Raw genomic sequence first — 24,824 nt, forward strand, 5'->3', positions numbered from 1 at the left:
ACTAGCAAATGGCTTTGTTAAATAAAGTTAAGGTGACTGTTATTTTCCGAAGAGTCCGCCCAACAATCCGCCGAGACCGCTTTTTTTGCGTCCTCCACTGTTCAGCACCATTCCTGCCAAATCATCAACCACACTGCCGTCACCATCTGAATCCAAGAAGGTTTCAATAAGGGATTGTTGTTTTCTAGCAGAACTCCCGCCTCCCATTAATCCTCCCAGAAGACCGGTAAGGGCATCAGGACTGCTAACATTTTGTTGTCTTGTCTGTTTGCCCAAATATCCAAGTAGGATAGGGGCTGCTATTTTTAGAATTTGAGAAATGGCACCAGCATTAATTCCGGATTTACTGCTCAATGCATTTTCTACTTGAGGCTGCTTTGCGCCAAAAACATGACCCAGAATCCCAGCTCCGTCATCCATTACTCCTTTATCTACTCCACCGCCGAAAAGTCCACCAAGGTCATCCAAAATACTACCATCATGTTTGGATGATAGCGCATTCATTAATCCTTCAGCGCCGTTTGATGTGGAGGCATTTTTTTTCATTGCTCCCATTAAAAGAGGCATGGCCATGCTTAAAACGTCTGCTGTTTTGTTTTCAGATTGCCCAGTTTGACCAGCTACTCCGCTTATCAATTGTTTGCCCATCGGGCTATTCAATAAATCTAATAATCCTGACATTATATAGTGTTTAGTTTAGAACGACAATGTACAAAAAGAAAAGGTATACATCCTACTTTAATAATTTTATGATTTGCTCTGCCAACTCCAACCCGATGCGGTCTTGGGCTTCTTTGGTAGCTGCGCCAATATGGGGTGTCAATGAGATTTTCGGATGCATTAAAATTCGAATTTCTGGCTTTGGTTCAGACTCGAATACATCCAAACCGGCAAATGCAATTTTTTCACTTTCCAGGGCATCTATAAGGGCAACTTCATCCAAAACACCGCCTCGAGAGGCGTTAATGACCGCTGCACCAGTTTTCATCATTTCAAATTCCTTTTTCCCTAAGACATAACTCTTTTGAGCAGGTACGTGAACGCTGATGAAATCTGATTCTTTCAACACAGATTCCATATCCATGCTTTCTAGCTCAAACTTTACAGATTGACCATCATAAAAAGGAACATCTATAGTTGCATTGCTCACCATCTGATCATTGAAAATCACCTTCATTCCCAAACCAAGGGCCATTTTTGCCACTGCTTGTCCAATACGACCGAAACCAATAATTCCGATGGTCTTCCCCCTCAGCTCTATACCTCCGGCATAACTTTTCTTAAGTTGCTTGAATTTACTATCACCGTCAAGGGGCATGTTCCGGTTTGAATCGTACAAAAACCGAACACCACCAAATAAGTGAGCAAAAACCAATTCGGCCACAGATTCAGACGACGCGGCCGGAGTGTTTATGATGTGCACCCCTTTTGATTTTGCATAGTCTACATCAATATTGTCCATACCAACTCCACCACGACCAATTAATTCTAAAGTAGGGCAGGAATCAATTAGAGACTTTCTTGCTTCGGTGGCACTTCGCACTAACAAAGCACTTATTTCATTGGTATTAATATAGTTTTCCAGTTGTTCCTGGGCCACTTTTGTGCTTATCACTTCAAAACCTTCGGATTGAAGTCTATCTATTCCGGATTGTGCAATACCATCGTTGGCTAATATCTTCATGATTTTTTACCCCTTCTTTTCTAATTCACTCATGATATCAACCAAAACCCCAACACTTTCTAATGGCAGGGCATTGTACATAGAAGCTCGATATCCACCTACAGAACGATGACCGTTGATGCCGTTAATGCCGGCCTCCTTACACTTCTCATCGAAAACCTCTTTTAGCGTTTCATCAGTGATGTTAAATGTGGCATTCATTATTGAACGGTCTTCTTTAGCTGCAAATCCGGAGAAAACTGGGTTCAGTTCTATTTCAGAATAAATCAGATTTGCTTTTCGTTCATTGATTTCTTCAATGGCCGCGATCCCTCCCAAATCCTTGAGCCATTGCATAGTGAGCATAGATACATAGACAGCGAAAACAGGTGGCGTATTGAACATGCTATCTTTTCCCACATGAACAGCATAGTCTAACATGGAAGGAATTTTTCTCGATACTTTGCCTAAAACATCTTCTTTTACCACAACTAAAGTTGTGCCCGCTGGGCCCATATTCTTTTGTGCTCCAGCGTAAATCAAATCGAATTTTGAAAAATCCATCTGACGCGAGAAAATATCAGAACTCATATCACAGACCAACGGAACGCTGGTTTTCGGGAATTCCTTTATCTGCGTACCAAAAATGGTGTTGTTGGATGTAATGTGCAGGTAATCCAAATCCTTTGGGATTGTATACCCTTTGGGTATGTAGTTGAAATTTTGGTCTTGGGATGAGGCAACTTCCACAATCTCGCCAAACAATCTCGCTTCTTTGATTGCCTTGAGACTCCAGGTTCCTGTATTCACATAGCCTGCTTTCTTGTCAAGAAAATTGTAAGCAGCCATTAAAAATTGACTGCTAGCTCCTCCTTGAAGGAATAAAGCTTGGTAGCCTTTACCTTCCAATCCCAACAATTCCAAAGCGAGGGAACGTGCCTTTTCCATAATCGCAACAAACTCTTTACTTCGGTGTGAAATCTCTATTAATGAGAGTCCTATGCCGTCCAGTTCAACAATTGCTTCAGATGCTTTTTGCATTACTGCTTGAGGTAAAATACAAGGGCCTGCGCTAAAATTGTGCTTTTTCATGTGTTCGTTTAAAAAGGTGGTTGCCGCAAGGTTTTTGAGATAAATCCTGCAATTTCATTTTTAATTAAGCGATAAAGGTCTTAAAAAATCTTGGATATGAAAACTATGAATTCAGCTAAAGTTCCAACAAGAATTTCATGGTATCGACTCCGTCGGCATAATCATCCAGTTTTGGTTTTTGAGTTTCACCAAATGCAATCTCATTCTCAAACATATCATTGGAAACTATGCATTGAATGTCTTCTTTTCGAGATTCCAAAAAATCTTTTAACTCAGTTTCTGAGTTGTAAAAAGAATAAAACAAAGAAGCGATGGGAGAAGATAAGCTCTCATCCTCTTTTAAAATTAAAAAACCATTGTCCAGAATTTTGAATTCACTCATCAAATAAACCGCTTTGTTATAATCATAATTATTGGCGTATTTGGTTTGATTGATAATATCCTTGTAAGCAAATAGAGCTTTGAAAAGTTGGTCGAAATTATAATCTTTAGGCACATAGATTTTAGCGACATTTCTGCATCCCAACCCCCAGTACCTAAATATGTCTTCGCCAAGATTCCTAAGTTGTGTTTCAGATTCATTTCCGGTCAATATGGCTACAGCATTTCGGTTTTTTCGGATAATATTCGGTTTTTTTCCAAAGTAATATTCAAAATAGCGACTCGTGTTATTGCTTCCCGTGGCGATTACGGCATCAAAATGCTCAAATTTTCCATCCGTAAATTCAATCGCATCTTTTAACTCAGGTTCTTGCTGAATTAAATAGTTGGCTATAAATGGAAGCAAAACCTTGTCATGGGAAGATGTTTTTGCGAGCACTTTATTTCCTGAAAGCAGAATACAAAGGAAATCATGAAATCCCACTAATGGAATGTTACCGGCCATAACAACCCCAATGGTTTTAGGAGGTGAGTTATCAGCGATATTGTAATCTGAAAGCCATTGGACAAGATTTTCGTCTGTCAACAAGGCAGACCACTGCTCCAGTGCATGAAATAAATTTTCTTGTGTGAACCATGAATTTTGTTGTTCAGCACTTATTAAGACATCATTTAAGGACGAAAATTCTATTTGCGAATTTGAATTGTCATTTTCACAAAATTCCCTCAAATAATTTCCAAGTTTAACAAAAGCTTTCAATCTTCGGTTATCTGCCGTCATTATATTTGTACACTAAATTGGTAGGGTTTATTTTTGTCCTCCAAAAGTAAGCATGCTGAACTGATTTCGGCATACCTGAAAAAGAAAATTATGGCTATAATTATAACAGACGAATGCATCAACTGTGGAGCTTGTGAGCCAGAGTGCCCTAACACTGCGATATACGAAGGTGCTGATGAGTGGAGATATAGTGATGGGACCTCTCTAGCGGGGGATGTTGTTTTACCTGATGGCAAAGCGGTTAATGCTGATGAAGTGCAGGAACCTGTAAGCGATGAGATTTATTATATAGCTCCCGATAAGTGTACTGAATGTATGGGCTTCCATGAAGAACCACAATGTGCAGCGGTATGCCCGGTTGATTGCTGTGTTCCTGACGAAGACAGGGTAGAAACTGAAGAAGTACTTCTTGGAAAACAGAAGTTTATGCACCCAGATGGGTAAATGCTAAAGCATTTTAGCTGCTATTTCCTTAAATAATTTCGCGCAGACCATCGCGGTCATATCATTAATGTCTCTGGTTGGGTTGTATTCAACAATATCTGCACCAACGAGCGGAGCTTCCATTTTTTGAATGATTTCAATAACCTGTCTTGTGCTTAAACCTCCTGGTTCATGATGTGAAACCCCCGGAGCATAAGCGGGATCTAGGGCGTCGATATCCAAAGAAAGATATACTGGATTTTTAAACACAGGCATTTTAAAGGCATCAAAATCTTTCATTTCGTTAATTTTTACTCCCAGCCTCTCTGCGTGAATTCTTTGTGTGTCGTTTAAAGTACGAATACCTACTTGATATAAATTTTCGACAAGGCCATTAGTCATTATGTTGTAAAATGGGCAGGCGTGGGAATATGGGTCACCCTCAAAATCTTCGTATAAATCGCCATGTGCATCGATATGTAAAATGTCCAATTTCTCATGGATTTCATAGAATGCTTTTATAATTGGAAATGTGATTGAGTGGTCCCCACCAAAGGTTATCATAGGATTCCCCAGCTCTAAATGCTTCAACGTTGTTTCTGAAATATCAAAATAATCAGTGATATTGTGGTCGCCCGTGTCTTCAAATACATTGGGTGTGATTAATTGGCCATCCTCAGCGTAGTAATTTGCCGAATTGCTGTGATATGCCTTTCGAATTAGAGGAGGGGCTAAACCCGGACCTCTTAGAAAAGAAGACTTTTCATCATAAACGATTCCCTGAATTGTGATTTTACCCATGGCCCAAATTTAAAGATTGAAAGTAAACATTGCAGATTAATTGTTCTATCAAGGAAGAATACATCCTGGTATTTCTTTTTACTTTTGCCAAATCTTGCAACTATACACATGGAAGAAAAGAAAAAAGAGTATAAAGGATTTTGGAAAGATATTGGTTGTATCCTTTCTGTAGTTGCCATTTTGGGCATCATCACCATAATAATCCTTGGAATCTATATGTTGTTGCAGGGACTTTAGCTTTATAAAACATAGTTTTCTTTCTAAAACTTCAGCTTATATTTGCAGCCTCAAAATATGTTTAGATGAAAGCTGGTATCGTAGGATTACCCAACGTAGGAAAATCAACCCTTTTCAATTGTTTGTCAAATGCCAAGGCACAAAGTGCCAATTTTCCGTTCTGTACCATAGAACCCAATATAGGTGTAGTAAACGTTCCTGACCAAAGATTGGAAAAATTGGAAGATTTAGTAAATCCGGAAAAAGTCATTCCAGCCACTGTGGAGATTGTGGATATCGCTGGATTGGTAAAGGGTGCCAGTAAAGGAGAAGGACTTGGAAACCAATTCTTGGGGAATATTCGAGAAACCGATGCCATTCTTCATGTCTTACGATGTTTTGACAATGATAATATTGTGCATGTTGATGGCTCAGTTGACCCGATGCGGGATAAAGAGACAATCGATATGGAGCTTCAACTTAAAGATTTGGAAAGCGTTGATAAGAAACTGGACAAAGTAAAACGTACTGCTAAAACCGGAAATAAAGAAGCTCAAAAAGAAGAAGCGGTCTTGAATATACTCAAGGAAGGGCTAGAATCTGGCACATCTGTTCGTGCTATAGTAATTGATGATGATAACCGATTGGAATACGTCAAACCTTTGCAATTGATTACAGATAAGCCCGTAATGTATGTATGCAATGTTGATGAAGGAGCTGCCACCGAAGGTAATGCCTATGTCGAAAAAGTTAAAACAGCTGTTGCCGACGAGAATGCTGAAGTGATTTTCCTTGCGGTAGGAACCGAAGCAGATATTACTGAATTGGAAACTTACGAAGAGCGTCAGCTCTTTTTGGAAGATCTTGGGTTGAGCGAACCTGGCTCGGCTAAACTTATTCGCGGAGCATATAAATTGTTAGACCTGGAAACTTATTTTACCGCCGGTCAAAAAGAAGTTCGGGCCTGGACCATACCTGTTGGGGCGACTGCACCGCAGGCGGCTGGAGTTATCCATACCGATTTTGAAAAAGGTTTTATCCGGGCGGAAGTTATTTCTTATGATGACTATGTAAATTACGGTAGCGAAGCAAAGGTAAAAGAAGCGGGTCGTATGCGCGTAGAAGGAAAAGAATATATTGTTAAAGACGGAGATGTGATGCATTTTCGTTTCAATGTTTAGGGAATTATAGTTATATCAACAGTATTTGTTGATTACTTTCCCTTGTCCATACTTTTATTTTTAGCTCTAAATTTTATATTAGCGAGGATTAACCCTTACTAATGGCACAAACCCAGTATACAGAGGATAATATTCGTTCGTTGGATTGGAAGGAGCATATCCGCATGCGTCCCGGAATGTATATTGGTAAGCTCGGTGATGGATCTTCAGCCGATGACGGCATCTATATTCTTCTTAAAGAGGTCATTGACAACTGTATTGATGAATTCGTTATGGGTGCCGGAAAGACGATTGAAATCAATATTCGAGAAAATACGGTTCATGTTAGGGATTATGGTCGGGGGATTCCCTTAGGGAAAGTTGTGGATGTTGTGTCCAAAATGAATACAGGTGGAAAGTATGATACCCGAGCGTTTAAGAAATCTGTTGGATTAAATGGAGTGGGTACAAAGGCGGTAAATGCGCTTTCCAATTTTTTTAAAGTCGAATCTGTTAGAGATGGACAATTAAAAGCAGCTGAATTCAAAGCGGGAAATTTAGTAGAGGAGGAGCTGGTCGATTCCACGAAGCGCAGAGGAACCAAAGTAAGTTTTGTTCCTGATGAATCCATTTTTAAGAAATATAGATATCGAAACGAGTATGTGGAACGCATGCTCAAAAACTATGTGTACCTTAATCCAGGGCTGACCATTGTATTTAATGGCGAAAAGTTCTTTTCAGAAAATGGGTTGAGGGATTTATTGGAGGATAACAATAATCAGGAAGACTTTCTATATCCTATCATACATTTAAAAGGCGACGACATTGAGGTAGCCATTACCCATAGCAGAACACAATACAGTGAAGAATACCACTCCTTTGTAAATGGTCAACATACAACACAAGGAGGAACGCATCAAGCCGCTTTTAGAGAAGCCATAGTAAAGACCATCCGCGACTTTTATGGAAAAAATTATGACGCTTCAGATATCAGAAAATCAATCGTTTCTGCTATTTCCATTAAAGTAATGGAACCTGTTTTTGAGAGTCAGACGAAGACCAAACTGGGCTCTACGGATATGGGTGGAAAGCTGCCTACAGTGCGGACATACATTAATGACTTTATTGGAAAGTACCTTGATAACTACCTTCATAAAAATCAAACTACCGCAGAAGCAATTCAGCGTAAAATTGTTCAAGCAGAGAAGGAACGAAAAGAACTTTCTGGTATTCGGAAATTGGCCCGTGATCGTGCCAAAAAAGCGAGTTTGCACAACAAAAAGCTTAGGGATTGCCGTGTCCATCTTCAGGATATGAAGAAAGATAGAAGATTGGAGTCAACTCTGTTTATAACTGAGGGAGATTCAGCTTCAGGTTCAATTACCAAATCTAGGGATGTTAATACTCAAGCCGTTTTTAGTTTACGTGGAAAGCCCTTGAATTCTTATGGAATGTCCAAAAAGATTGTATATGAAAATGAAGAATTCAATCTTTTGCAAGCAGCATTGAACATTGAAGAGTCCATGGAAGATTTGCGCTATAACAATATTGTTATTGCTACAGACGCTGATGTCGATGGGATGCATATTCGCTTGCTATTGATTACATTTTTCTTACAATTTTTCCCAGAGTTGATAAAAGAAAACCATCTATATATTCTTCAAACCCCACTTTTTAGAGTACGAAATAAAAAAGAAACTATTTATTGCTACAGTGAAGAGGAAAGAAGAAATGCCATTCAAAAACTTACAGGGAAGCCAGAAATTACCCGATTTAAGGGGTTAGGTGAAATTTCTCCGGATGAATTCCAACACTTTATTGGAGATGATATTCGCCTTGAACCTGTAATGTTGGACAAAGCAATGAGCATAGATAATTTACTGAAATTCTATATGGGCAAAAACACCCCTGACCGACAAGAATTTATTATTAAAAACCTTAAAGTAGAACTTGATTTAGTTGAAGAAAAATAACTATAAATCAGATAAATGTATCCCCTTCTAAATGGAAGAGAATGAAGATTTGAATGATGAAGGTTTAGAAAACCAAGACAGTTCCCAGGATAGCCTTACCAGGGTTACAGGCATGTACAAGGATTGGTTTTTGGACTATGCCTCTTATGTTATTTTAGAACGCGCAGTTCCTGCTATTGAAGATGGTTTTAAACCGGTACAGCGCAGAATAATGCACGCCTTGAAAGAATTGGATGATGGCAGATACAACAAAGTTGCCAACGTTGTCGGGCACACCATGCAGTACCATCCCCACGGTGACGCTAGTATAGCCGATGCCATGGTTCAAATTGGTCAGAAAGACCTCCTAATTGACACTCAAGGAAACTGGGGTAACATTCTCACTGGGGACAGTGCAGCAGCATCAAGATATATTGAAGCCAGACTCTCAAAATTTGGGCTGGAGGTAGTTTACAGTCCTAAAATCACAGAATGGCAATTGTCATATGATGGAAGGAAAAAAGAACCTGTCAATCTACCAGTAAAATTCCCTTTGTTGCTGGCTCAGGGTGCAGAAGGTATTGCAGTTGGGCTTTCAACTAAAATACTACCACACAATTTCAATGAATTGATTGATGCTTCAATCAAGCATTTAAAAGGACAACGTTTTAAGTTGTTTCCGGATTTTCCAACAGCAGGCATTATTGATGTCACCAATTATAATGAAGGTTTGCGAGGAGGTAAGGTTCGTGTTCGGGCGAAAATATCCACCTACGATAAAAACACCTTGGTCATCAAGGAAATACCCTATGGAACCAATACGTCATCCTTAATAGATTCCATATTAAAGGCCAATGATAAAGGGAAAATCAAAATCAAAAGGATTGAGGATAATACCGCTGCGGAAGTTGAGATTTTGGTCCATTTACCTAGTGGAATCTCCCCAGACAAAACTATAGATGCATTGTATGCATTCACCTCTTGCGAGTCGTCAATTTCGCCTTTGGGATGTATCATTGAAGATAATAAGCCCCTGTTTATTGGAGTCCGTGAAATGCTGGAGCGTTCAACAGATTATACCGTTGAACTTTTAAAAGCAGAGCTTGAAATTCAATTGAGTGAACTGGAAGAACAATGGCACTTTGCTTCTTTGGAACGCATTTTTATTGAAAACAGAATTTACCGTGATATTGAGGAAGAAGAGACCTGGGAAGGAGTTATCGCAGCTATAGATAAAGGACTAAAACCTTATACAAAGAACCTTAAAAGAGCTGTAACCGAAGAAGACATTGTTCGGTTAACGGAAATCCGAATCAAAAGAATCTCCAAATTCGATTTGGAAAAAGCGCAGCAATTGATTGAAAGCTTGGATGAACGCATTGACCAAACCAAACACCACTTGGAACATTTGGTGGACTACGCCATAGATTATTTCAAAGAGCTTAAAAAGAAATACGGTACAGGTCGCGAACGCAAGTCTGAAATAAAGATTTTCGACGATATTGAAGCTACAAAAGTGGTGATCCGAAACACAAAATTGTATGTGAATCGCGAGGAAGGATTCATTGGTACTTCTTTAAGAAAAGATGAGTATGTTACCGATTGCAGCGACATAGACGATATCATTGTCTTTACCAAAAAAGGGGAGATGATGGTCACCAAGGTAGATTCCAAAACCTTTATTGGCAAGAACATTATCCATGTTAGTGTTTTTAAGAAGAAGGATAGCCGGACGACCTACAATATGATTTATAAGGACGGTAAAGGAGGTCCTTCTTATATCAAAAGATTTAATGTCACTGGCGTAACTCGAGATAAAATGTATCAATTGGCCGGAGGAAAACCTTCTGCCGAAGCGCTCTATTTTTCAGCTAACCCAAATGGTGAAGCTGAAGTGATTACGGTATTACTTCGCCAATCAGGAAGTATTAAGAAGTTAAAATGGGACCTTGATTTTGCGGATTTAATGATAAAGGGGAGAGCGTCAAAAGGGAATTTGGTCACTAAATATGCCGTAAAACGTATAGAGTTGAAGGAAAAGGGGGTTTCCACCCTGACGCCCAGAAAAATATGGTTCGATGACATCGTGGGCAGATTAAATGTTGATGGTAGGGGTGAGCTTTTAGGTGATTTTAAAGGAGATGACTTATTGTTGGTGATAGATCAAAAAGGGAAAGTGAAAACGATTCCGCCAGATTTACTGACCAGGTTTACTGATGACATGATCGTATTGGAAAAGTGGAATCCTAAAAAACCTATCTCTGTTGTACATTATGAAGGAGAGAAGGAGCGATATTATATAAAACGTTTCCTGATAGAAAATGCAAACAAAGAGGAGTTGGTAATTTCGGAGCATCCCAAATCACTCATGGAATTGGTTTCCACGGACTGGAGACCGATGATTGAGATAGAATTTCCTAAGCCAAGAGGAAAGGAAGCCAAACCGAACCAGCAAGTAGATGTGGAAAGCTTTATTTCATTAAAGGGCATCAAGGCTATTGGTAATCAGTTAACCGCTGAAAAGGTTAAAAATATAAATGCGTTGGAGCCACTTCCATTCGAAGAGCCAAAAGAGGCTCAACCTGAGGAAATAGAAGTTATAGACGAAGAACGAATAGGTGTTTCTAATGATAATACGAATGCCAAGGATGAAGATTCCGAACAAACCACTTTGTTTTGATATTTTATTCCGCTATTTTGCCGAATAAGCTATACCAACTAAACTAACACTTAAATATTTTTATGGATTTTACAAACCCGCTGGTTTACGGCGTTCCCGTTTTTATTGCTTTTATTTTAGTCGAACTTACATATAGTAAAACGCATGGGGATGATCACCTCTACAACTGGAAAGATTTAGCAGCTAGCGGTTTCATGGGTATTGGGTCTGCGTTATTGGGTCCCTTGTTCAAGGTCATCTTTGCTATCGTACTTTTTGAACAGGTTTATGAGCTTTGGAATCCTATTGTTGATGGAACCAGGACCAATCTTTTAGGGTATGAATCCTTTGGTTATGCCTGGTACATATGGATAATATGTCAGCTTGCCGATGATTTTACATACTATTGGTTTCATAGAGCAAATCATGAGATTAGAATTCTATGGGCGGCACATATAGTGCACCATTCCTCAGATAATTTCAATTTGGGAACGGCAGTTCGAAATGGCTGGTTCACTATTCTCTACAAACCACTTTTTTACATGTGGATGCCTGCAATTGGCTTTCCCCCAGAAATGGTAGTGGTTTGCCTTGGGATTGAAGCACTTTGGCAATTTCAATTGCATTCGGTTTATGTGCCCAAAATGGGATTCATTGAAAAAATCTTCAATACCCATACCATGCATCAGGTGCACCATGCGCAGAATGTGGAATATTTGGATAAAAACCATGGGGGTTTCTTAAACATCTTCGATAAATTGTTTGGAACCTGGAAGGAGCTAGATGATGATATTGATGTAAAATATGGTGTAATTCATTCTCCTGAATCATATAATCCTGTGGTTATACTTACCCATGAATTCAAGGATATTTGGAATGATGTAAAGAAGTCTAAAAAGCTATCACACAAACTCATGTATATTTTTGGCCCTCCTGGATGGAGTCATGACGGTAGTACTTTAACCGTGAAACAACAGCAAAAACTTTATGAGCAACATAAAGTTTCGCATCCTGAACTGGCTTATAATAGACCGAATTAATTATTCTTCAGCTACTTCTTGTCCTTTTGTTTTATTCTTTTTCATTCGAAGATCAAAGAATTCAACCATTAGCGAGAATGCTATGGCAAAATAGAGATAACCTTTCGGAATAGAGCCCACCTCATTATCGAACACAATCAAATGGGATAGGTGTGCAGCTTCCGCAATTAACATAAAGCCAATTAGGATAAGAAAAGACAACCCCAACACTTGAACTGACGGATGCCTATTCACAAACTCACCAACAGGATTGGCAAATACCATCATTATAACTACGGAGACAACAACAGCAGTAATCATCAATATTAAGGCGTCTGTAGGATTCGGGGAAATACCGTTCGTCATTCCAATCGCAGTAAGTATGGAATCAAAAGAGAAAACAATGTTTATCACCGTTATTTGAATTATGGCATTGGTCAAAGATGAAGACCTGGATTTAGTTACCTCTCGCTCATCGTGCCCTCTGTCCTCAATTTTTTCATGAATTTCCTTGGTGCTCTTATACAACAGAAACAGTCCGCCCAAAAACAAAATTACTGCTTGCCAGCTGATACCTCCGGTAATCCAGCCTTCATCCAGAACCAAAAAAGGCTTTTTCATTTTGGTAAGCCATGTAATCCCAAAGAGCAGTAGAATCCGCATCCCCATAGCGAGCACCAATCCGATATTGGTAGCCTTTTTTCTATCTTTTTTTTCTAACTTTCCTGCGGCAATTGATATGAAAATAATATTGTCTATCCCTAAAATAATCTCTAAGAATGTTAGCGTAAGTAGTGCCATCCAGGCATCCGGGCTGGTAAAGATTTCAAACATGGTCAGTGTTTTTTAAAAGCGGTTCCTTTAAATTTTCGTTTATCGCCTATGGCGTTATATTCAAATGTATAAGAAGAATCTGAAGTTGTCAATATTTTTATGTGTATAGATTTTTCTTCAGCTTTGTTTTTGGGATTCAAATTCTTTAGAACATACTCACACTCATTAATCCATCTTACCGACGAGCTATCTCGTTTGCCCTCGAAAAAATCAACTTCCAGATTTGAACTCCTTACAAAAGTGGTGGTTTTCTCTTCGCCATCAATAGTAGTTGTAAATGAAAATTCTCCAGTCTTGAAATTGCTACAGTTGCGTTCTGGTGGTTTTTGACAGGATTCCAAAAATACAAGTCCTGTTAAAAGAAAAACTAGTCTAAACATAGACGCAAATTACGACCAAAGAATGAAATTTGAGAACTAGCTCTCCTATTTTTTTGCATTGAAAGATTCGAAGGACCCGTCAGAATAAAAAATGACAATTTTTACTGCTTCTTTATTATTTGGGGGGGTAGTGGGCTCAACTTTAGATATTGGGGCATTCTGAACTTCGACGATATTCGCGGTTATATCTTCCGTCGGAAATTGTCCCTTTCCATTCAAAAGCCAATATAAATTTACCTCGGGGTAGGTTTGAACAACTTTTAAAACAAAATCAAGACTTGGCTTGTTTCTACCTTTTAGTAAATGAGAGATACTCGAACGTTGTACTCCAATCTTATCCGCAAAGGATGAAACTGTAAGTCCATAATGCTCAATTATTGTACGAATACGTTTTGCTATTAAATCATTCACAATTGTATATTATCGTTATGTAAAAGTAGTCAAATGGGCATGGCTTAACAAACGAATATTCCAATTTTCATAACTGTATCTTGATATTCATACATTATATGATATAATTTAAATATCTCATAATCAAATGATTGAAGCTGTTAAGTTGTTGCTATTTACATTTGTGAATTATTATGCTCTAAAACGGATAAAAAGGTAACAAACACCTTCTCTTTGATTTACATTTGTAACGATTTTATGATTTACTTTTGTAAACTTTAAGATCCAAAATAATGTTAGTGGACTACGAGAGCTTTAAGGAAACCTCTATTACCGGAAGGTATGTGACCTCTGAAATGTTGGAGATGGATTGGATGCGTAAATTAGATTTCCCAATCAAAGAGATTGGGGAATCTGTCAACGGAATTCCAATAAATGCTATTACGCTTGGCAATGGGTCTTCGAAAGTTTTGATGTGGTCCCAGATGCATGGTAACGAATCTACCACTACAAAGGCTGTTTTGGATTTGGTCAACATGCTAAAATCTAAAAAGGACCTATCAAAGCCGATTTTAGAACATTGCACTTTAGTGATTGTACCAATACTGAATCCGGATGGAGCTAGAAATTATAATAGAGTCAATGCGAATGAAGTTGATTTAAATCGAGATGCGAAGCAATTGACCCAACCAGAAAGCAAAGCGCTGAATAACCTCTTTAATGACTTCAAACCTGATTTTTGTTTCAATCTTCATGACCAGCGTACTTTATTCAGTGTTGGAAAGTCAGATAAGTCGGCCACAGTCTCATTTTTATCACCTTCCTCCGATGAAAGCCGAAAGCTGACTCCCACAAGGGAAATTGCAATGAAGCTGATAGTCTCAATGAACGAGAAACTACAGCAGATAATACCGGGACAGGTGGGCAGATATGATGATGGATTTAATGACAATTGTGTTGGCGATTCATTTCAAATGAAAGAAGTTCCAACAATTTTGTTTGAAGCTGGCCATTATGGTAATGATTATCAGCGAGAAAAAACAAGAGAGCTTATTTTTTATGCATTGGTTAAAGGCCTCACAACAATTTCCGAAAATAATATTGAGGTATTTAAAACTGACGATTATTTCAACATTCCTGAAAACGACAAATTATTTTTCGACATACTAATCTTGAATGCCCAAAAGAGTAATCCAAAAATGGATGATAATACCAAAGTGGGCATTCGTTATAAGGAAGTACTTAAGAATAACACAATAAATTTCATTCCAGAAATTGCAGATATGGGTAATATGCCTGGTTATTTTGGACATTTGACATTCGATTGTGCCAAGACAGAAGATTGGAATGCATTGAATGAGCGAAAAGATGTTATCAATTTACTAGAAGATGTAAGAAAATTGTGATGCGTTTTTGCCCAAATGTTACATTTTGTTTAAAAAAAAGACATTTTTTTTAAATATAATTTCTTAATTAACTAATTTTGCTGCAAATAATCACACTATGAGCAAGGTAAAATTAGACGAGATTGACCACCAGATTTTAGACATGTTGATTGACAATACCCGTACACCGTTCACGGATATTGCCAAGAAATTATTGATTTCTGCTGGTACGGTCCATGTTAGGGTCAAGAAAATGGAAGAATCTGGAATCATAAAAGGCTCTTCTTTGACTTTGGATTACGTAAAACTCGGTTACTCGTTTATAGCCTATGTTGGTATCTTTCTTGAAAAGACGCATCAAACTAAATTCGTATTAGAGCGTTTGAACCAAATACCCTATGTTACCGTTGCCCATATTACCACAGGAAAGTTCAATATCTTCTGTAAGATAAGAGCAAAGGATACTACCCATGCCAAGAATATCATTTTTAAAATTGATGATATAGATGGTATTAGTAGAACAGAAACTATGATTTCCTTAGAAGAAAGTATCAACGATAAAAAGCGTTTGATGCATACCATTTTCAACGAGCTATAATTTTCCAATAAATAACTTATGAGAGTTTCTGACCTTTCCCCATCAGAGTACAACCCCTATTATCATAACTATATTTTATCCGTTGGTGAAAGTGATTTGCTGACCGAATTGGAACAGGGGAAAGAGGTTATGACTACTTTTCTTGAAAGCGTTCCAAATGAAAAATTAAGTTATGCTTATGCTGAGGGAAAATGGACATTAGCCGAATTATTGATTCATATCTTGGACGCTGAACGTGTGTTTCAGTATCGCGCATTGCGTTTCGCAAGAAATGATAAAACGCCTTTAGCGGGTTTTGACCAAGATGTTTATGTGCCTGAATCCAACGCAGAAAAGAGGACAAAAAAAGATATACTTCAGGAATATAGAGCTATTAGGGAAGCAAGCCTGAGCTTGTTTCGTTCCTTGGATGACGAAGCTTTGAAAAGAGTAGGTGAGGCTAGTGGCTCACCAATGAGCACAAGGGCCTTGGGGTTTATAATTTGTGGGCATCAAGCACATCACTTAAAAATTATTCAGGAACGTTATCTTGATTAAGTGTAGTTTCTTACAATAAGCTATTGTTTTCAGTATCGTTTTCCGATTCAATTTCTTGATTTGGTATGGGATTTTCTTCTGTTCCCAGAACCGTTTCTGTCTTTGAGGCCTTATCAAGTTCCTTTTCTATATTTTCCTCAAAATTGGAAATAAAATTGGATAAGCTCTTACTTATCTTCACAAGATATATCGTATCCGGTGTTTTTACTTCTACAGCTTCAATGATTTCTCCATTTGGTTTTTTAAGGGTGATGATATCCTCATCCCCATAACCATATGGATATGAATCAATAAGTACTGCAGCCACATCATGGTCCAGTTTTTTGTAGTCGATTAGAATTCGTTTCATGGTAGATTAGGTTTTGATTACTTATCCTAATCTATAAATTTTTAAAGCTTGGGAACTCAAAGAGTTGTCAACGATAGGTTTTAGTATATGTACTCTTTATTCTGTGTAGTAAGCGAATGCTTTTTCGAAAAGATTTGCTGGGACTTTTACATCAGTAACGGCATTGCCAATGCTCTGCAGTAAAACAAAGTTTACTTCTCCGTGGGAATTCTTCTTATCGAAAATAAGAAGTTGAAGTATTGCATGAATATCCTCCGAGTTAAATGCCACACGGTCAAAATGGGCAAGGAACGTTTCTTTTATTTCTTGCAATGATAATTTGGAAAGACCCTTTAATTCATGAGAAAGGTAGCCTTCAAGGATCATACCGATAGCTATTGCTTCACCATGCAGCAGGGCTAATTTATCTTCTCGCTCCAAAAAATACGATTCTATGGCATGACCCAATGTATGTCCAAAGTTCAGGATTTTCCGCAAACCTTTTTCGGTCGGGTCTTGACTCACGACATCATTCTTAATGGCTATGGATTTTTGTATATGCTTTGCGGCTTCAAAACCATTCCCTGTGCTTAAATCCTTCCAGTATTCAGCATCAATGATTAATCCGTGCTTAAGCATTTCGGCAAACCCACTCTTTAGCTGTCGAGCGTCAAGGGTCTTCAAAAACTCTGGAAATACCAGAACCATTTGAGGTTGATTGATTATACCTATCTGATTTTTAAGTGCACCTAGATCGACTCCGGTTTTCCCTCCAATCGAGGCATCAACCATTGCCAAAAGGGTAGTGGGCACATTTATAAAATCAATTCCTCTTTTAAAAGTAGATGCCACAAAACCTCCAAGGTCAGTTAACACCCCTCCACCAAGATTAATCAATAGACTTTTTCGGTCACCCCCTTGATCAGATAGCCATTCCCAAACCAAAGAACAGGTGCCTATATGTTTATGGACTTCTCCTGATGGAATTTCATAGATTGCATCTGGCTCCATACCAATCTTGGGTAAAAATTCTGGTAGACAATGCTCCCTTGTATTCTCATCAACCAAAACAAATACCTTAGAATAATCACTTTTAGCAATATACTGCCTAAGGGAGGCCTCCGCAAGGTCTTCCATATGCACTTCGTGGGATAGCGATTTGATTGATTCCATAATTTGGTTTGCACTGCAAAATAAAGACTATTTTAATTTATAATCTTCCCATAGACCGACTTATATTTGAATCATTAAAAGATTCCTAATAATGCATCCAAATTTTGAGAATACTGCAACAGCATTTCGATTAAAAACAGACTCTGAGTTGGAGCGGGCATATTTTCTTTTTAGGTTAATAGCCAATGAGCCGCTTGTAAAAATAGGTACAGCTGTAACCAATTTTGCGATAAAGGCGCACCTTCCCATAGAGGGTCTTGTTAGAGCTACTGTGTTTGATCACTTTTGCGGAGGCGTCAATGAAGAAGATTGTTTGCCTATTATTGATAAAATGTATAGCAAAGGTGTTTGTTCCATTCTGGATTATTCTGTGGAAGGAAAGGAAACGGAGGACCAATTTGATTTTGCGCTGGCCAAAACATTGGAAGTGCTAAACTTTGTGAAAGAAAAGGATGCTATTCCCTTTGCAGTTTTTAAGCCAACAGGTTTTGGTCGTTTTAAACTGTATGAAAAAGTAAGTGCAAATATAAATCTGGACGAAAAGGAATCTTTGGAGTGGAGTAGAATTATTGACCGTTTTGATAAAGTATGCAGTAAGGCGCACGATTTAGATGTAGGATTACTGATAGATGCAGAAGAAAGCTGGATGCAAGACGCTGCCGATGCTATTGTGTTGGATATGATGCGAAAGTACAACACCAAAAAACCAATTATCTTCAATACACTACAAATGTACCGTTGGGACCGCTTGGATTACTTAAAAGAAGTTCTCGAAATTGCCAGCAACGAAGGTTTTAAGCTTGGATTTAAGGTAGTTCGTGGTGCATATATGGAAAAAGAAAACGACAGGGCGGATGAAATGGGATATAAGACACCGATATGTCCATCCAAAAAAATTACTGATGAAAATTTTGATGCCGCCATTACATTTATGATGAATCATTTGAATACCATTTCCATTTTTGCGGGCACTCACAATGAAGCAAGTTGTTTGAAATTGATCAAGCACATGGAAGAAAATGAAGTAGAGTCAAGCAATCCAAATATTTGGTTCGGTCAACTTTTTGGCATGAGCGATCATATTACCTACAATCTTACCGCTGAAGGATTTAGAGCAGCAAAGTATGTGCCCTATGGCCCGGTCAAAGACGTGATGCCCTATTTGATTCGTCGTGCAGAAGAAAACACCTCTGTTGCCGGACAGACAACACGGGAATTATCTCTATTACAAAAGGAAAAGAAAAGAAGGAAATTAGACCTTTAGTTCGTTGCAACATTAAACGCAATCACCTGGTCCTTACAATTCTTTGCTGTTAATATCATTTCTTTGCCTTCAACGGACTGAGATATAATATAGGTTTTACAGGGTTCGGACTTAGTATCACTCTTTCCAAAGTCGATATCACCGTCCATCAAAAACGACCTAATCAACAACGTATCTTTTTCTTGATTGAACTCCTCAGAAAAGACTACAGGTTTTGAGCGCATGTCTTTTAATACCCGGCAATTGGGAAAATAGCAGAAGTCAATTCCATTTTCACCCGATTTTTTCTTTAAAAAGAAAACAAGAAATATTATACCAATGGATAGTCCAACAAGATACCATCCCAAGCGTCTCAAAAATGCCATTCGCTATTAAAAAATAAGAAAGTTAATATCATTATAGGTAAGCCCAAACCAATCACCAACCGATTTATTAGTTAAGATTCCATGGTACATGTAGAGTCCGTTGCGAAGTCCTTTGTCAAAACGCAATGAATTTTCCAATCCACCATCCTCGCCCAATTTTAAAAGATAAGGCGTGAAGATATTGCTTATAGAAATGGAGGAAGTTCTAGGATAGCGAGAAGGAATGTTCGGCACTCCGTAATGTAATACATCAAACTTTTCCACAGTCGGCTTATCATGGCTTGTCACCTCAGAGGTTTCAAAACAACCACCCATGTCGATGCTCACATCGATAATCACCGCGCCTTTTTTCATATTTTCAACCATAGTGCTCGATACCACAATAGGAGAACGATCTTTTCCACGAGTCGCACCAATGGCAACATCACATCGCTTTAAGGCTTTTAATAAATTTTTAGGTTGAATCGTGGAAGTGTAAACCGTTTGATTCAAATTAGTTTGGATATTTCTTAGCTTGGTAATGGAATTATCAAATACCTTAATATTGGCTCCAAGGCCTAATGCAGAGCGAGCAGCGAACTCTCCGACCGTACCAGCACCAATAATGACAACTTCAACTGGTGGTACACCGCTAATATTCCCAAACATCAATCCATTTCCTTTGTTGGTAGTAGCCATCAATTCAGAAGCTACCAGTATAGAAGAAATTCCAGCAATTTCGCTTAGTGAACGCACCGCAGGATATTTTCCATCTTCGTCTCGAATGTATTCAAACGCAATGGCCGTCAATCGTTTTTTGGCCATGGCTTCAAAGTATTCTTTGCTTTGCGTTTTAATCTGAAGTGCTGAAATCACCGTAGTCTGCGGATTCAACAAATCAATTTCCGTAAGGGTAGAGGGTTCTACCTTGAGTATGAGGGGACAAGAAAAAACTTTTTTAGTGTCTCGTGTAATTTCTCCACCAGCATTTGTGTAATCTGCATCTGAAAAATTGGCTCCCTCACCTGCACCGGACTCTATAAGAACACGATGTCCATGAGCGGTAATTGCATTAACTGCATCAGGAGTAAGACAAATACGTTTTTCTTGATTTTGATTTTCTTTAGGAATACCAATAAAGAGTTCTCCTTTTTGTTTTAGGATCTCTAAAGTTTCTTCTTGAGGTAAAAGTTGTTGTTTACTAAAAGGAGAGGATGGTTGATTCATACAATGTAAATCTGTGGATAATCCCTAGGCTATGGGAACAAATTTACATTTTTTTTGCAAGCGTCTGTTGGCGTTGTTCCAGTTTCTCACGTTCTTTTCGGAGTTCTTCTTTTTCCTTTAAGATTTGAAGTTCGGTATCCATAGCATCCAAGTCAATACCGTGAACATGTTTGTCTATAAGTTTCACACGGATAAAATAAACAATGGGAACAACAACCATTGTGACGGCGATTACATAAAACACCTCATTCTCATCAACATCTTGTGAGTTATTTGCAATAACGCTATAAAGCTGAAAACTATACATAGCAATCGGAATCAATATGGCGTGATACCACCATTGTTTGTTAGTGACAAACCATATTACTAGCAGGGTCAATGGAACGATTTTAATCAGGTAGAACCACAAAGCGGTTCGGGCATCCGCAAACCCATTTGAACTGATTTCAAAAAAAATCAAATCCAAAGATTCAGTATCATTCGAAGTGTACTTATATGAATAAAATATTACCGGAGATAGTGCAACTAATAAGGTTATTAATCCCTCTATTATAAGTCTCTTCCTTACTTTCTTTTTGGCCTGCATACACTTATAACTGCAGATCCCTCCATTTATTGTATAAAAAAACCCCTTGCTTTAAGGGGTTTAAAAGAAAATATCTTTTATGTTACTTACTTTTTGCCAATTTTTAATTTATTGACATTAACTTGCTGATCCTTATCAACGTCGATGACATCGGTAGAAACCGCAGTCATTGCTAAGAAGGCAACAGCTAATACTCCAAAAAATAGTCTTTTAGTGTTCATCGTAAAAGAGTTTTTGGTTAATAAATGAATTCATTTCAATAACAAATGTAGGAAATTTTACTTACCCCCAGTGCATTTCACCGATAAAAATTGCATTTCATCCTAAAACAAAAGCTTTTTATCGACAGATTTGCCGTTAATCGAAACTTCAAAAAAGATAGATGTAATAAATTTCAATCAGCACTAAACTCGATTGAACGGGTGTTTTCATCGATAAAGTGTAAGAAAATCGAATCCGAATTTTGAGGTAACAGAGATTCTATTTTCCCTGGCCATTCTATAAAAATCCAAGCTTTAGAATTTAGGTAATCTTCCAATCCTAAATCCAAAGCTTCCATTTCATTTTCAATCCGGTAGAAATCAAAGTGATACGCCAAAAGATTTCCATTTTGGTCATGATATTCATTCACCAGACCAAAAGTTGGGCTATTCGCAGAATTGTCGCCACCAAGTTTTTCGACTATGGATTTTACTAAGGTTGTTTTACCGGCACCCATATCACCATGAAAACAAAGAGTCTTGCTTTTGACGTTGTCCAAAACATATTCGGCTGCCTTACCAAGTTCATTCTTATGGAATTTCATTTCGGAAATTATTTTGGCTCCAAAACTACAAAAGGTACTATCATTTCTTCAAGTGATACCCCACCATGTTGATACGTATTTCTGTAATACCCCACATAGTGGTTGTAGTTATTTGGATAAGCAAAGAACATATCATTCTTGGCAAAGATGAAGCAACTACTCAGATTGATATTTGGCAAGTGAATATTTTGAGGCTTTTCTGCTGCAAGAACATCTTTATTTTCATAGGTAAGACTTCTACCAGTTTTATATCGCAGATTAAGACTTGTATCACGGTCTCCAATTACCTTGGAAGGTTGCTTTACATTAATAGTCCCATGGTCCGTGGTCAATATAAGTTTCATTCCCATATCTTGAGCCGACTGAATGATCTCCAATAACGGAGAGTTTTTAAACCAGCTCAGCGTGAGTGACCTATACGCCTTATCATTTGAAGCCAACTCTTTGATAACCTCCATTTCTGTTTTGGAATGGGAAAGCATGTCCACAAAATTATATACCAAAACAGTAAGGTCATTGTCCTTTTGAGATCGGAAATTTTGAGCCAGTTGCCTTCCTTGTCTAAGGTTACTTATTTTATGGTACTCCCATTTTAAATCCATCCCTAAACGTTGAAGTTGAGCACCCAAGAATTCTGCTTCGAACAAATTTTTACCACCTTCTTCCGTATCATTTTTCCACCAGTCCGGATGTCTTTTTTCCATATCCAATGGCATTAAGCCTGAAAATATAGCGTTGCGCGCATACTGAGTGGCTGTAGGAAGTATACTGTAATATGAATCTTCTTGCTTCTTCTTATAGTGCATTCCAAGGGTTTCTTCAAAAGCTAGCCATTGATCAAACCGAAGATTGTCGATAACTACCAATAAAGTCTTACTACCTTCAAGTTCTGGTTGAATTTTTTTTCGGAAAAGTGTATGAGACATAGTTGGCCCATCACCGTCTTGAAACCAATTTGGGTAATTTTTATCGATAAATTTACTGAACTGTGAATTTGCTTCTACTTTCTGGGACTCCAATATTTCTGTCATCCCCGTGTCTTCAATTTCCTCCAACTGAAGTTCCCAATAAATAAGTTTTTTATACAACTCTGTCCACTCCTCATGACTATTTACCATAGATAGATCCATCGCAATTTTCCGAAATTCTTGCTGATAATTGGCCGTAGTTTTTTCAGAAACCAATCGGGAATTATCCAAGCTTTTTTTGAGTGACAAAAGAATTTGGTTCGGATTCACAGGCTTGATCAGGTAATCTGAAATTTTAGATCCAATTGCCTCATCCATTATATACTCCTCCTCACTCTTGGTTATCATTACCACCGGGATGGAAGCATCAAGTTTTTTTATTTCGGTGAGTGTTTCCAGTCCAGAAATGCCTGGCATATTCTCATCTAAAAAAACGATATCAAAAAAAGAACTCCTAAGTTCCTCCAAGGCATCTTGTCCACTTTTACTGGTGACAACCTTATAGTTCTTATTTTCCAGAAATAGAATGTGAGGTTTGAGCAGGTCAATTTCATCATCGACCCACAGAATTGTGATCTTGTTCATATAGTGTTTATCTTTGCGCTATTAAAAAATAACTTTCTTGGCCAATACCAATAAGCTCAAAGTATTTAACGATCCAATTTACGGTTTTATTGGAACTCCAAACCAACTTATTTTTGACCTGATAGGCCATCCCTATTTTCAACGCCTGAGACGAATCTCCCAAATGGGAATGTCCTACCTTGTATATCCTGGAGCTCATCATACCAGATTTCATCATGCATTGGGAAGCATGCATTTGATGACCAAGGCAATTCAAATTCTAAAGTGGAAGGGAGTCGAAATAAACGAAGAAGAGGAAACAGGACTTTTGTGCGCCATTCTTTTGCATGATATTGGACATGGACCTTTTTCGCATGCACTAGAAGGGTTTTTCATTAATGGAGTTCATCATGAGAGGCTTTCCATTGCTTTCATGCAATACCTAAATAATGAATTTGAAGGTAAGCTAGCTGTTGCTATTTCCATTTTTAAAGGTGAGTATCCAAAACCATTCATGAATCAATTGGTATCGAGTCAGTTAGATATGGACCGTTTGGATTATTTGAAGAGAGATAGTTTTTATACTGGAGTTACTGAAGGTAATATCAACTCGGAACGTTTAATTTCCATGCTAAATGTGGTTGATGATAATCTGGTGGTGGAAGAAAAGGGAATCTATGCCGTAGAAAAGTTTTTAATGGCAAGACGTTTTATGTACTGGCAAGTGTATTTACATAAAACGGGATTGATGGCTGAACAATTGCTCGTGAGAATAATGTATCGGGCCAAGGAATTACTTTCTTCAGGTATAGAAATCCAAGGTGGTCATGCCATACTATCCTTTCTACGCACTGATAATGATATTACCGTTGACTCCAAGGTGCTGGAGCAATTTGCGCTTTTAGATGATATTGATGTGCTTGGGGCAATCAAGGCGTGGCAGTTCCATAATGATTTTGTGCTATCAAAGCTTTGCACAATGCTTTTGCACAGAAATCTGCTCGATGTAAAAATAAAGAGTAAGCCATTTGTTCAGGAAAAAATGATGACCAAACTTAAATCAATCTCTAACTTATATGGTATTCCTGAGTCTGAAGCTACTTATTTTGTATTTCAAGGAGATATTTCAAATAAGGCGTATAGCCAAGGGCAGCATGGTATTAGAATCCTCAAGAAAAATGGTAAAGTAACTGATGTACTCAAAGAATCGGACCAACTAAGCCTCAAAGCGCTTTCTAAAACTGTAACAAAATATTATTGCTGTTTTCCTAAAGAAAGCGTTTAACAAATTTTG

At 38.1% G+C, this 24,824-nt stretch carries 27 protein-coding genes; 11 read left to right on the top strand and 16 right to left on the bottom strand.

Annotated elements, in window-relative coordinates:
• Positions 1–39 precede the first annotated feature (39 nt).
• The 4 genes from ACOKFG_RS11090 to ACOKFG_RS11105 all read right to left on the bottom strand — a co-directional run bounded on the left by ACOKFG_RS11090 (position 40) and on the right by ACOKFG_RS11105 (position 3,917).
• Positions 40–681, bottom strand: coding sequence for a DUF937 domain-containing protein (locus ACOKFG_RS11090; RefSeq protein ID WP_422861257.1), 642 nt, complete (start codon positions 679–681; stop codon positions 40–42).
• Between the two features lie 52 nt (positions 682–733).
• Positions 734–1,684 (bottom strand): D-2-hydroxyacid dehydrogenase, encoded by a 951-nt coding sequence (locus ACOKFG_RS11095; protein WP_299172948.1) that lies wholly within the window; start codon positions 1,682–1,684, stop codon positions 734–736.
• Positions 1,685–1,690: 6 nt separating this feature from the next.
• Positions 1,691–2,755 carry a 3-phosphoserine/phosphohydroxythreonine transaminase gene (serC, locus tag ACOKFG_RS11100; RefSeq protein ID WP_422861258.1) on the bottom strand — a complete coding sequence of 355 codons (1,065 nt, stop codon included), beginning with the start codon at positions 2,753–2,755 and terminating at the stop codon, positions 1,691–1,693.
• A 115-nt stretch (positions 2,756–2,870) separates the two neighbouring features.
• Positions 2,871–3,917 carry an acyl-CoA reductase gene (locus ACOKFG_RS11105; RefSeq protein WP_422861259.1) on the bottom strand — a complete coding sequence of 349 codons (1,047 nt, stop codon included), beginning with the start codon at positions 3,915–3,917 and terminating at the stop codon, positions 2,871–2,873.
• Between the two features lie 90 nt (positions 3,918–4,007).
• Here ACOKFG_RS11105 and ACOKFG_RS11110 point away from each other — a divergent pair, with 90 nt between their 5' ends.
• Complete coding sequence (locus tag ACOKFG_RS11110) at positions 4,008–4,361, top strand: 4Fe-4S dicluster domain-containing protein (protein WP_298789523.1); 354 nt, start codon at positions 4,008–4,010, stop codon at positions 4,359–4,361.
• Positions 4,362–4,364: 3 nt separating this feature from the next.
• Here the strand turns inward: ACOKFG_RS11110 and speB are convergent, their stop codons facing one another.
• The gene (gene speB / locus ACOKFG_RS11115; protein WP_298789525.1) at positions 4,365–5,141 is read right to left on the bottom strand and encodes an agmatinase; all 777 of its coding nucleotides are present in this window, start codon (positions 5,139–5,141) and stop codon (positions 4,365–4,367) included.
• Between the two features lie 108 nt (positions 5,142–5,249).
• Here speB and ACOKFG_RS11120 point away from each other — a divergent pair, with 108 nt between their 5' ends.
• The 5 genes from ACOKFG_RS11120 (at position 5,250) to ACOKFG_RS11140 (ending at position 12,168) form a co-directional block, all read left to right on the top strand.
• Positions 5,250–5,378 carry a hypothetical protein gene (locus ACOKFG_RS11120; protein WP_298789526.1) on the top strand — a complete coding sequence of 43 codons (129 nt, stop codon included), beginning with the start codon at positions 5,250–5,252 and terminating at the stop codon, positions 5,376–5,378.
• A 65-nt stretch (positions 5,379–5,443) separates the two neighbouring features.
• Positions 5,444–6,538: a redox-regulated ATPase YchF gene (gene ychF / locus ACOKFG_RS11125; RefSeq protein ID WP_298789528.1), complete on the top strand. Its 1,095-nt coding sequence runs from the start codon at positions 5,444–5,446 to the stop codon at positions 6,536–6,538.
• A gap of 101 nt (positions 6,539–6,639) precedes the next feature.
• On the top strand, positions 6,640–8,490 hold the full coding sequence (locus tag ACOKFG_RS11130; RefSeq protein ID WP_422861261.1) for a DNA topoisomerase IV subunit B: 1,851 nt from the start codon (positions 6,640–6,642) through the stop codon (positions 8,488–8,490).
• Between the two features lie 31 nt (positions 8,491–8,521).
• A complete protein-coding gene (locus ACOKFG_RS11135) occupies positions 8,522–11,149 on the top strand; it encodes a DNA gyrase/topoisomerase IV subunit A (RefSeq protein ID WP_422861262.1) in 2,628 nt (875 codons plus the stop codon).
• A gap of 62 nt (positions 11,150–11,211) precedes the next feature.
• Positions 11,212–12,168: a sterol desaturase family protein gene (locus ACOKFG_RS11140; RefSeq protein WP_422861263.1), complete on the top strand. Its 957-nt coding sequence runs from the start codon at positions 11,212–11,214 to the stop codon at positions 12,166–12,168.
• On the opposite strand, the gene ACOKFG_RS11145 is transcribed toward ACOKFG_RS11140, so the two are convergent.
• From ACOKFG_RS11145 to ACOKFG_RS11155, 3 genes are read right to left on the bottom strand one after another with little or no spacing between them, the layout of a single operon-like run.
• On the bottom strand, positions 12,169–12,981 hold the full coding sequence (locus tag ACOKFG_RS11145) for a TerC family protein (protein WP_298789536.1): 813 nt from the start codon (positions 12,979–12,981) through the stop codon (positions 12,169–12,171).
• A gap of 2 nt (positions 12,982–12,983) precedes the next feature.
• Positions 12,984–13,361, bottom strand: coding sequence for a DNA topoisomerase IV (locus tag ACOKFG_RS11150; protein ID WP_298789537.1), 378 nt, complete (start codon positions 13,359–13,361; stop codon positions 12,984–12,986).
• Positions 13,362–13,406: 45 nt separating this feature from the next.
• On the bottom strand, positions 13,407–13,772 hold the full coding sequence (locus tag ACOKFG_RS11155; RefSeq protein ID WP_313809733.1) for a helix-turn-helix transcriptional regulator: 366 nt from the start codon (positions 13,770–13,772) through the stop codon (positions 13,407–13,409).
• Between the two features lie 272 nt (positions 13,773–14,044).
• Between ACOKFG_RS11155 and ACOKFG_RS11160 the strand changes: the two genes are divergently transcribed.
• From ACOKFG_RS11160 to ACOKFG_RS11170, 3 genes are all read left to right on the top strand, one after another.
• Entirely contained in the window at positions 14,045–15,157 is a 1,113-nt protein-coding gene (locus ACOKFG_RS11160) for a M14 family metallopeptidase (protein WP_298789539.1), read from the top strand.
• Between the two features lie 97 nt (positions 15,158–15,254).
• Positions 15,255–15,734 (top strand): Lrp/AsnC family transcriptional regulator, encoded by a 480-nt coding sequence (locus ACOKFG_RS11165; RefSeq protein WP_055392737.1) that lies wholly within the window; start codon positions 15,255–15,257, stop codon positions 15,732–15,734.
• Between the two features lie 18 nt (positions 15,735–15,752).
• Positions 15,753–16,271, top strand: coding sequence for a DinB family protein (locus ACOKFG_RS11170; protein ID WP_298789552.1), 519 nt, complete (start codon positions 15,753–15,755; stop codon positions 16,269–16,271).
• 10 nt (positions 16,272–16,281) lie between these two features.
• Here ACOKFG_RS11170 and ACOKFG_RS11175 read toward each other — a convergent pair whose 3' ends face one another.
• Together ACOKFG_RS11175 and aroB are read right to left on the bottom strand one after the other, a co-directional pair.
• The gene (locus ACOKFG_RS11175; RefSeq protein ID WP_298789554.1) at positions 16,282–16,620 is read right to left on the bottom strand and encodes a hypothetical protein; all 339 of its coding nucleotides are present in this window, start codon (positions 16,618–16,620) and stop codon (positions 16,282–16,284) included.
• A 96-nt stretch (positions 16,621–16,716) separates the two neighbouring features.
• Positions 16,717–17,772, bottom strand: a complete 1,056-nt coding sequence (gene aroB / locus ACOKFG_RS11180; RefSeq protein ID WP_299485198.1) for a 3-dehydroquinate synthase — start codon at positions 17,770–17,772, stop codon at positions 16,717–16,719.
• A 91-nt stretch (positions 17,773–17,863) separates the two neighbouring features.
• Here aroB and ACOKFG_RS11185 point away from each other — a divergent pair, with 91 nt between their 5' ends.
• A complete protein-coding gene (locus ACOKFG_RS11185; RefSeq protein WP_299485200.1) occupies positions 17,864–19,036 on the top strand; it encodes a proline dehydrogenase family protein in 1,173 nt (390 codons plus the stop codon).
• Here the strand turns inward: ACOKFG_RS11185 and ACOKFG_RS11190 are convergent.
• The 6 genes from ACOKFG_RS11190 to ACOKFG_RS11215 all read right to left on the bottom strand — a co-directional run bounded on the left by ACOKFG_RS11190 (position 19,033) and on the right by ACOKFG_RS11215 (position 23,551).
• The gene (locus ACOKFG_RS11190) at positions 19,033–19,401 is read right to left on the bottom strand and encodes a DUF4258 domain-containing protein (RefSeq protein ID WP_298789560.1); all 369 of its coding nucleotides are present in this window, start codon (positions 19,399–19,401) and stop codon (positions 19,033–19,035) included. The two genes, ACOKFG_RS11185 and ACOKFG_RS11190, sit on opposite strands and share 4 nt — an antisense overlap.
• A 6-nt stretch (positions 19,402–19,407) precedes the next feature.
• Positions 19,408–20,607: an alanine dehydrogenase gene (locus ACOKFG_RS11195; RefSeq protein ID WP_299485203.1), complete on the bottom strand. Its 1,200-nt coding sequence runs from the start codon at positions 20,605–20,607 to the stop codon at positions 19,408–19,410.
• A 43-nt stretch (positions 20,608–20,650) separates the two neighbouring features.
• The gene (locus tag ACOKFG_RS11200; RefSeq protein ID WP_298789564.1) at positions 20,651–21,193 is read right to left on the bottom strand and encodes a hypothetical protein; all 543 of its coding nucleotides are present in this window, start codon (positions 21,191–21,193) and stop codon (positions 20,651–20,653) included.
• An 86-nt stretch (positions 21,194–21,279) separates the two neighbouring features.
• On the bottom strand, positions 21,280–21,414 hold the full coding sequence (locus tag ACOKFG_RS11205; protein WP_298789566.1) for a hypothetical protein: 135 nt from the start codon (positions 21,412–21,414) through the stop codon (positions 21,280–21,282).
• 173 nt (positions 21,415–21,587) lie between these two features.
• Positions 21,588–21,998: a tRNA (adenosine(37)-N6)-threonylcarbamoyltransferase complex ATPase subunit type 1 TsaE gene (gene tsaE, locus ACOKFG_RS11210; protein WP_298789568.1), complete on the bottom strand. Its 411-nt coding sequence runs from the start codon at positions 21,996–21,998 to the stop codon at positions 21,588–21,590.
• Between the two features lie 8 nt (positions 21,999–22,006).
• Entirely contained in the window at positions 22,007–23,551 is a 1,545-nt protein-coding gene (locus ACOKFG_RS11215; RefSeq protein WP_299485207.1) for a PglZ domain-containing protein, read from the bottom strand.
• A gap of 37 nt (positions 23,552–23,588) precedes the next feature.
• Between ACOKFG_RS11215 and ACOKFG_RS11220 the strand changes: the two genes are divergently transcribed.
• On the top strand, positions 23,589–24,815 hold the full coding sequence (locus ACOKFG_RS11220; protein ID WP_299485208.1) for an HD domain-containing protein: 1,227 nt from the start codon (positions 23,589–23,591) through the stop codon (positions 24,813–24,815).
• Positions 24,816–24,824 lie beyond the last annotated feature (9 nt).

It is taken from the genome of Flagellimonas rhodophyticola (assembly GCF_049332665.1).
In the GTDB taxonomy this organism is placed as follows: Bacteria; Bacteroidota; Bacteroidia; order Flavobacteriales; family Flavobacteriaceae; genus Flagellimonas.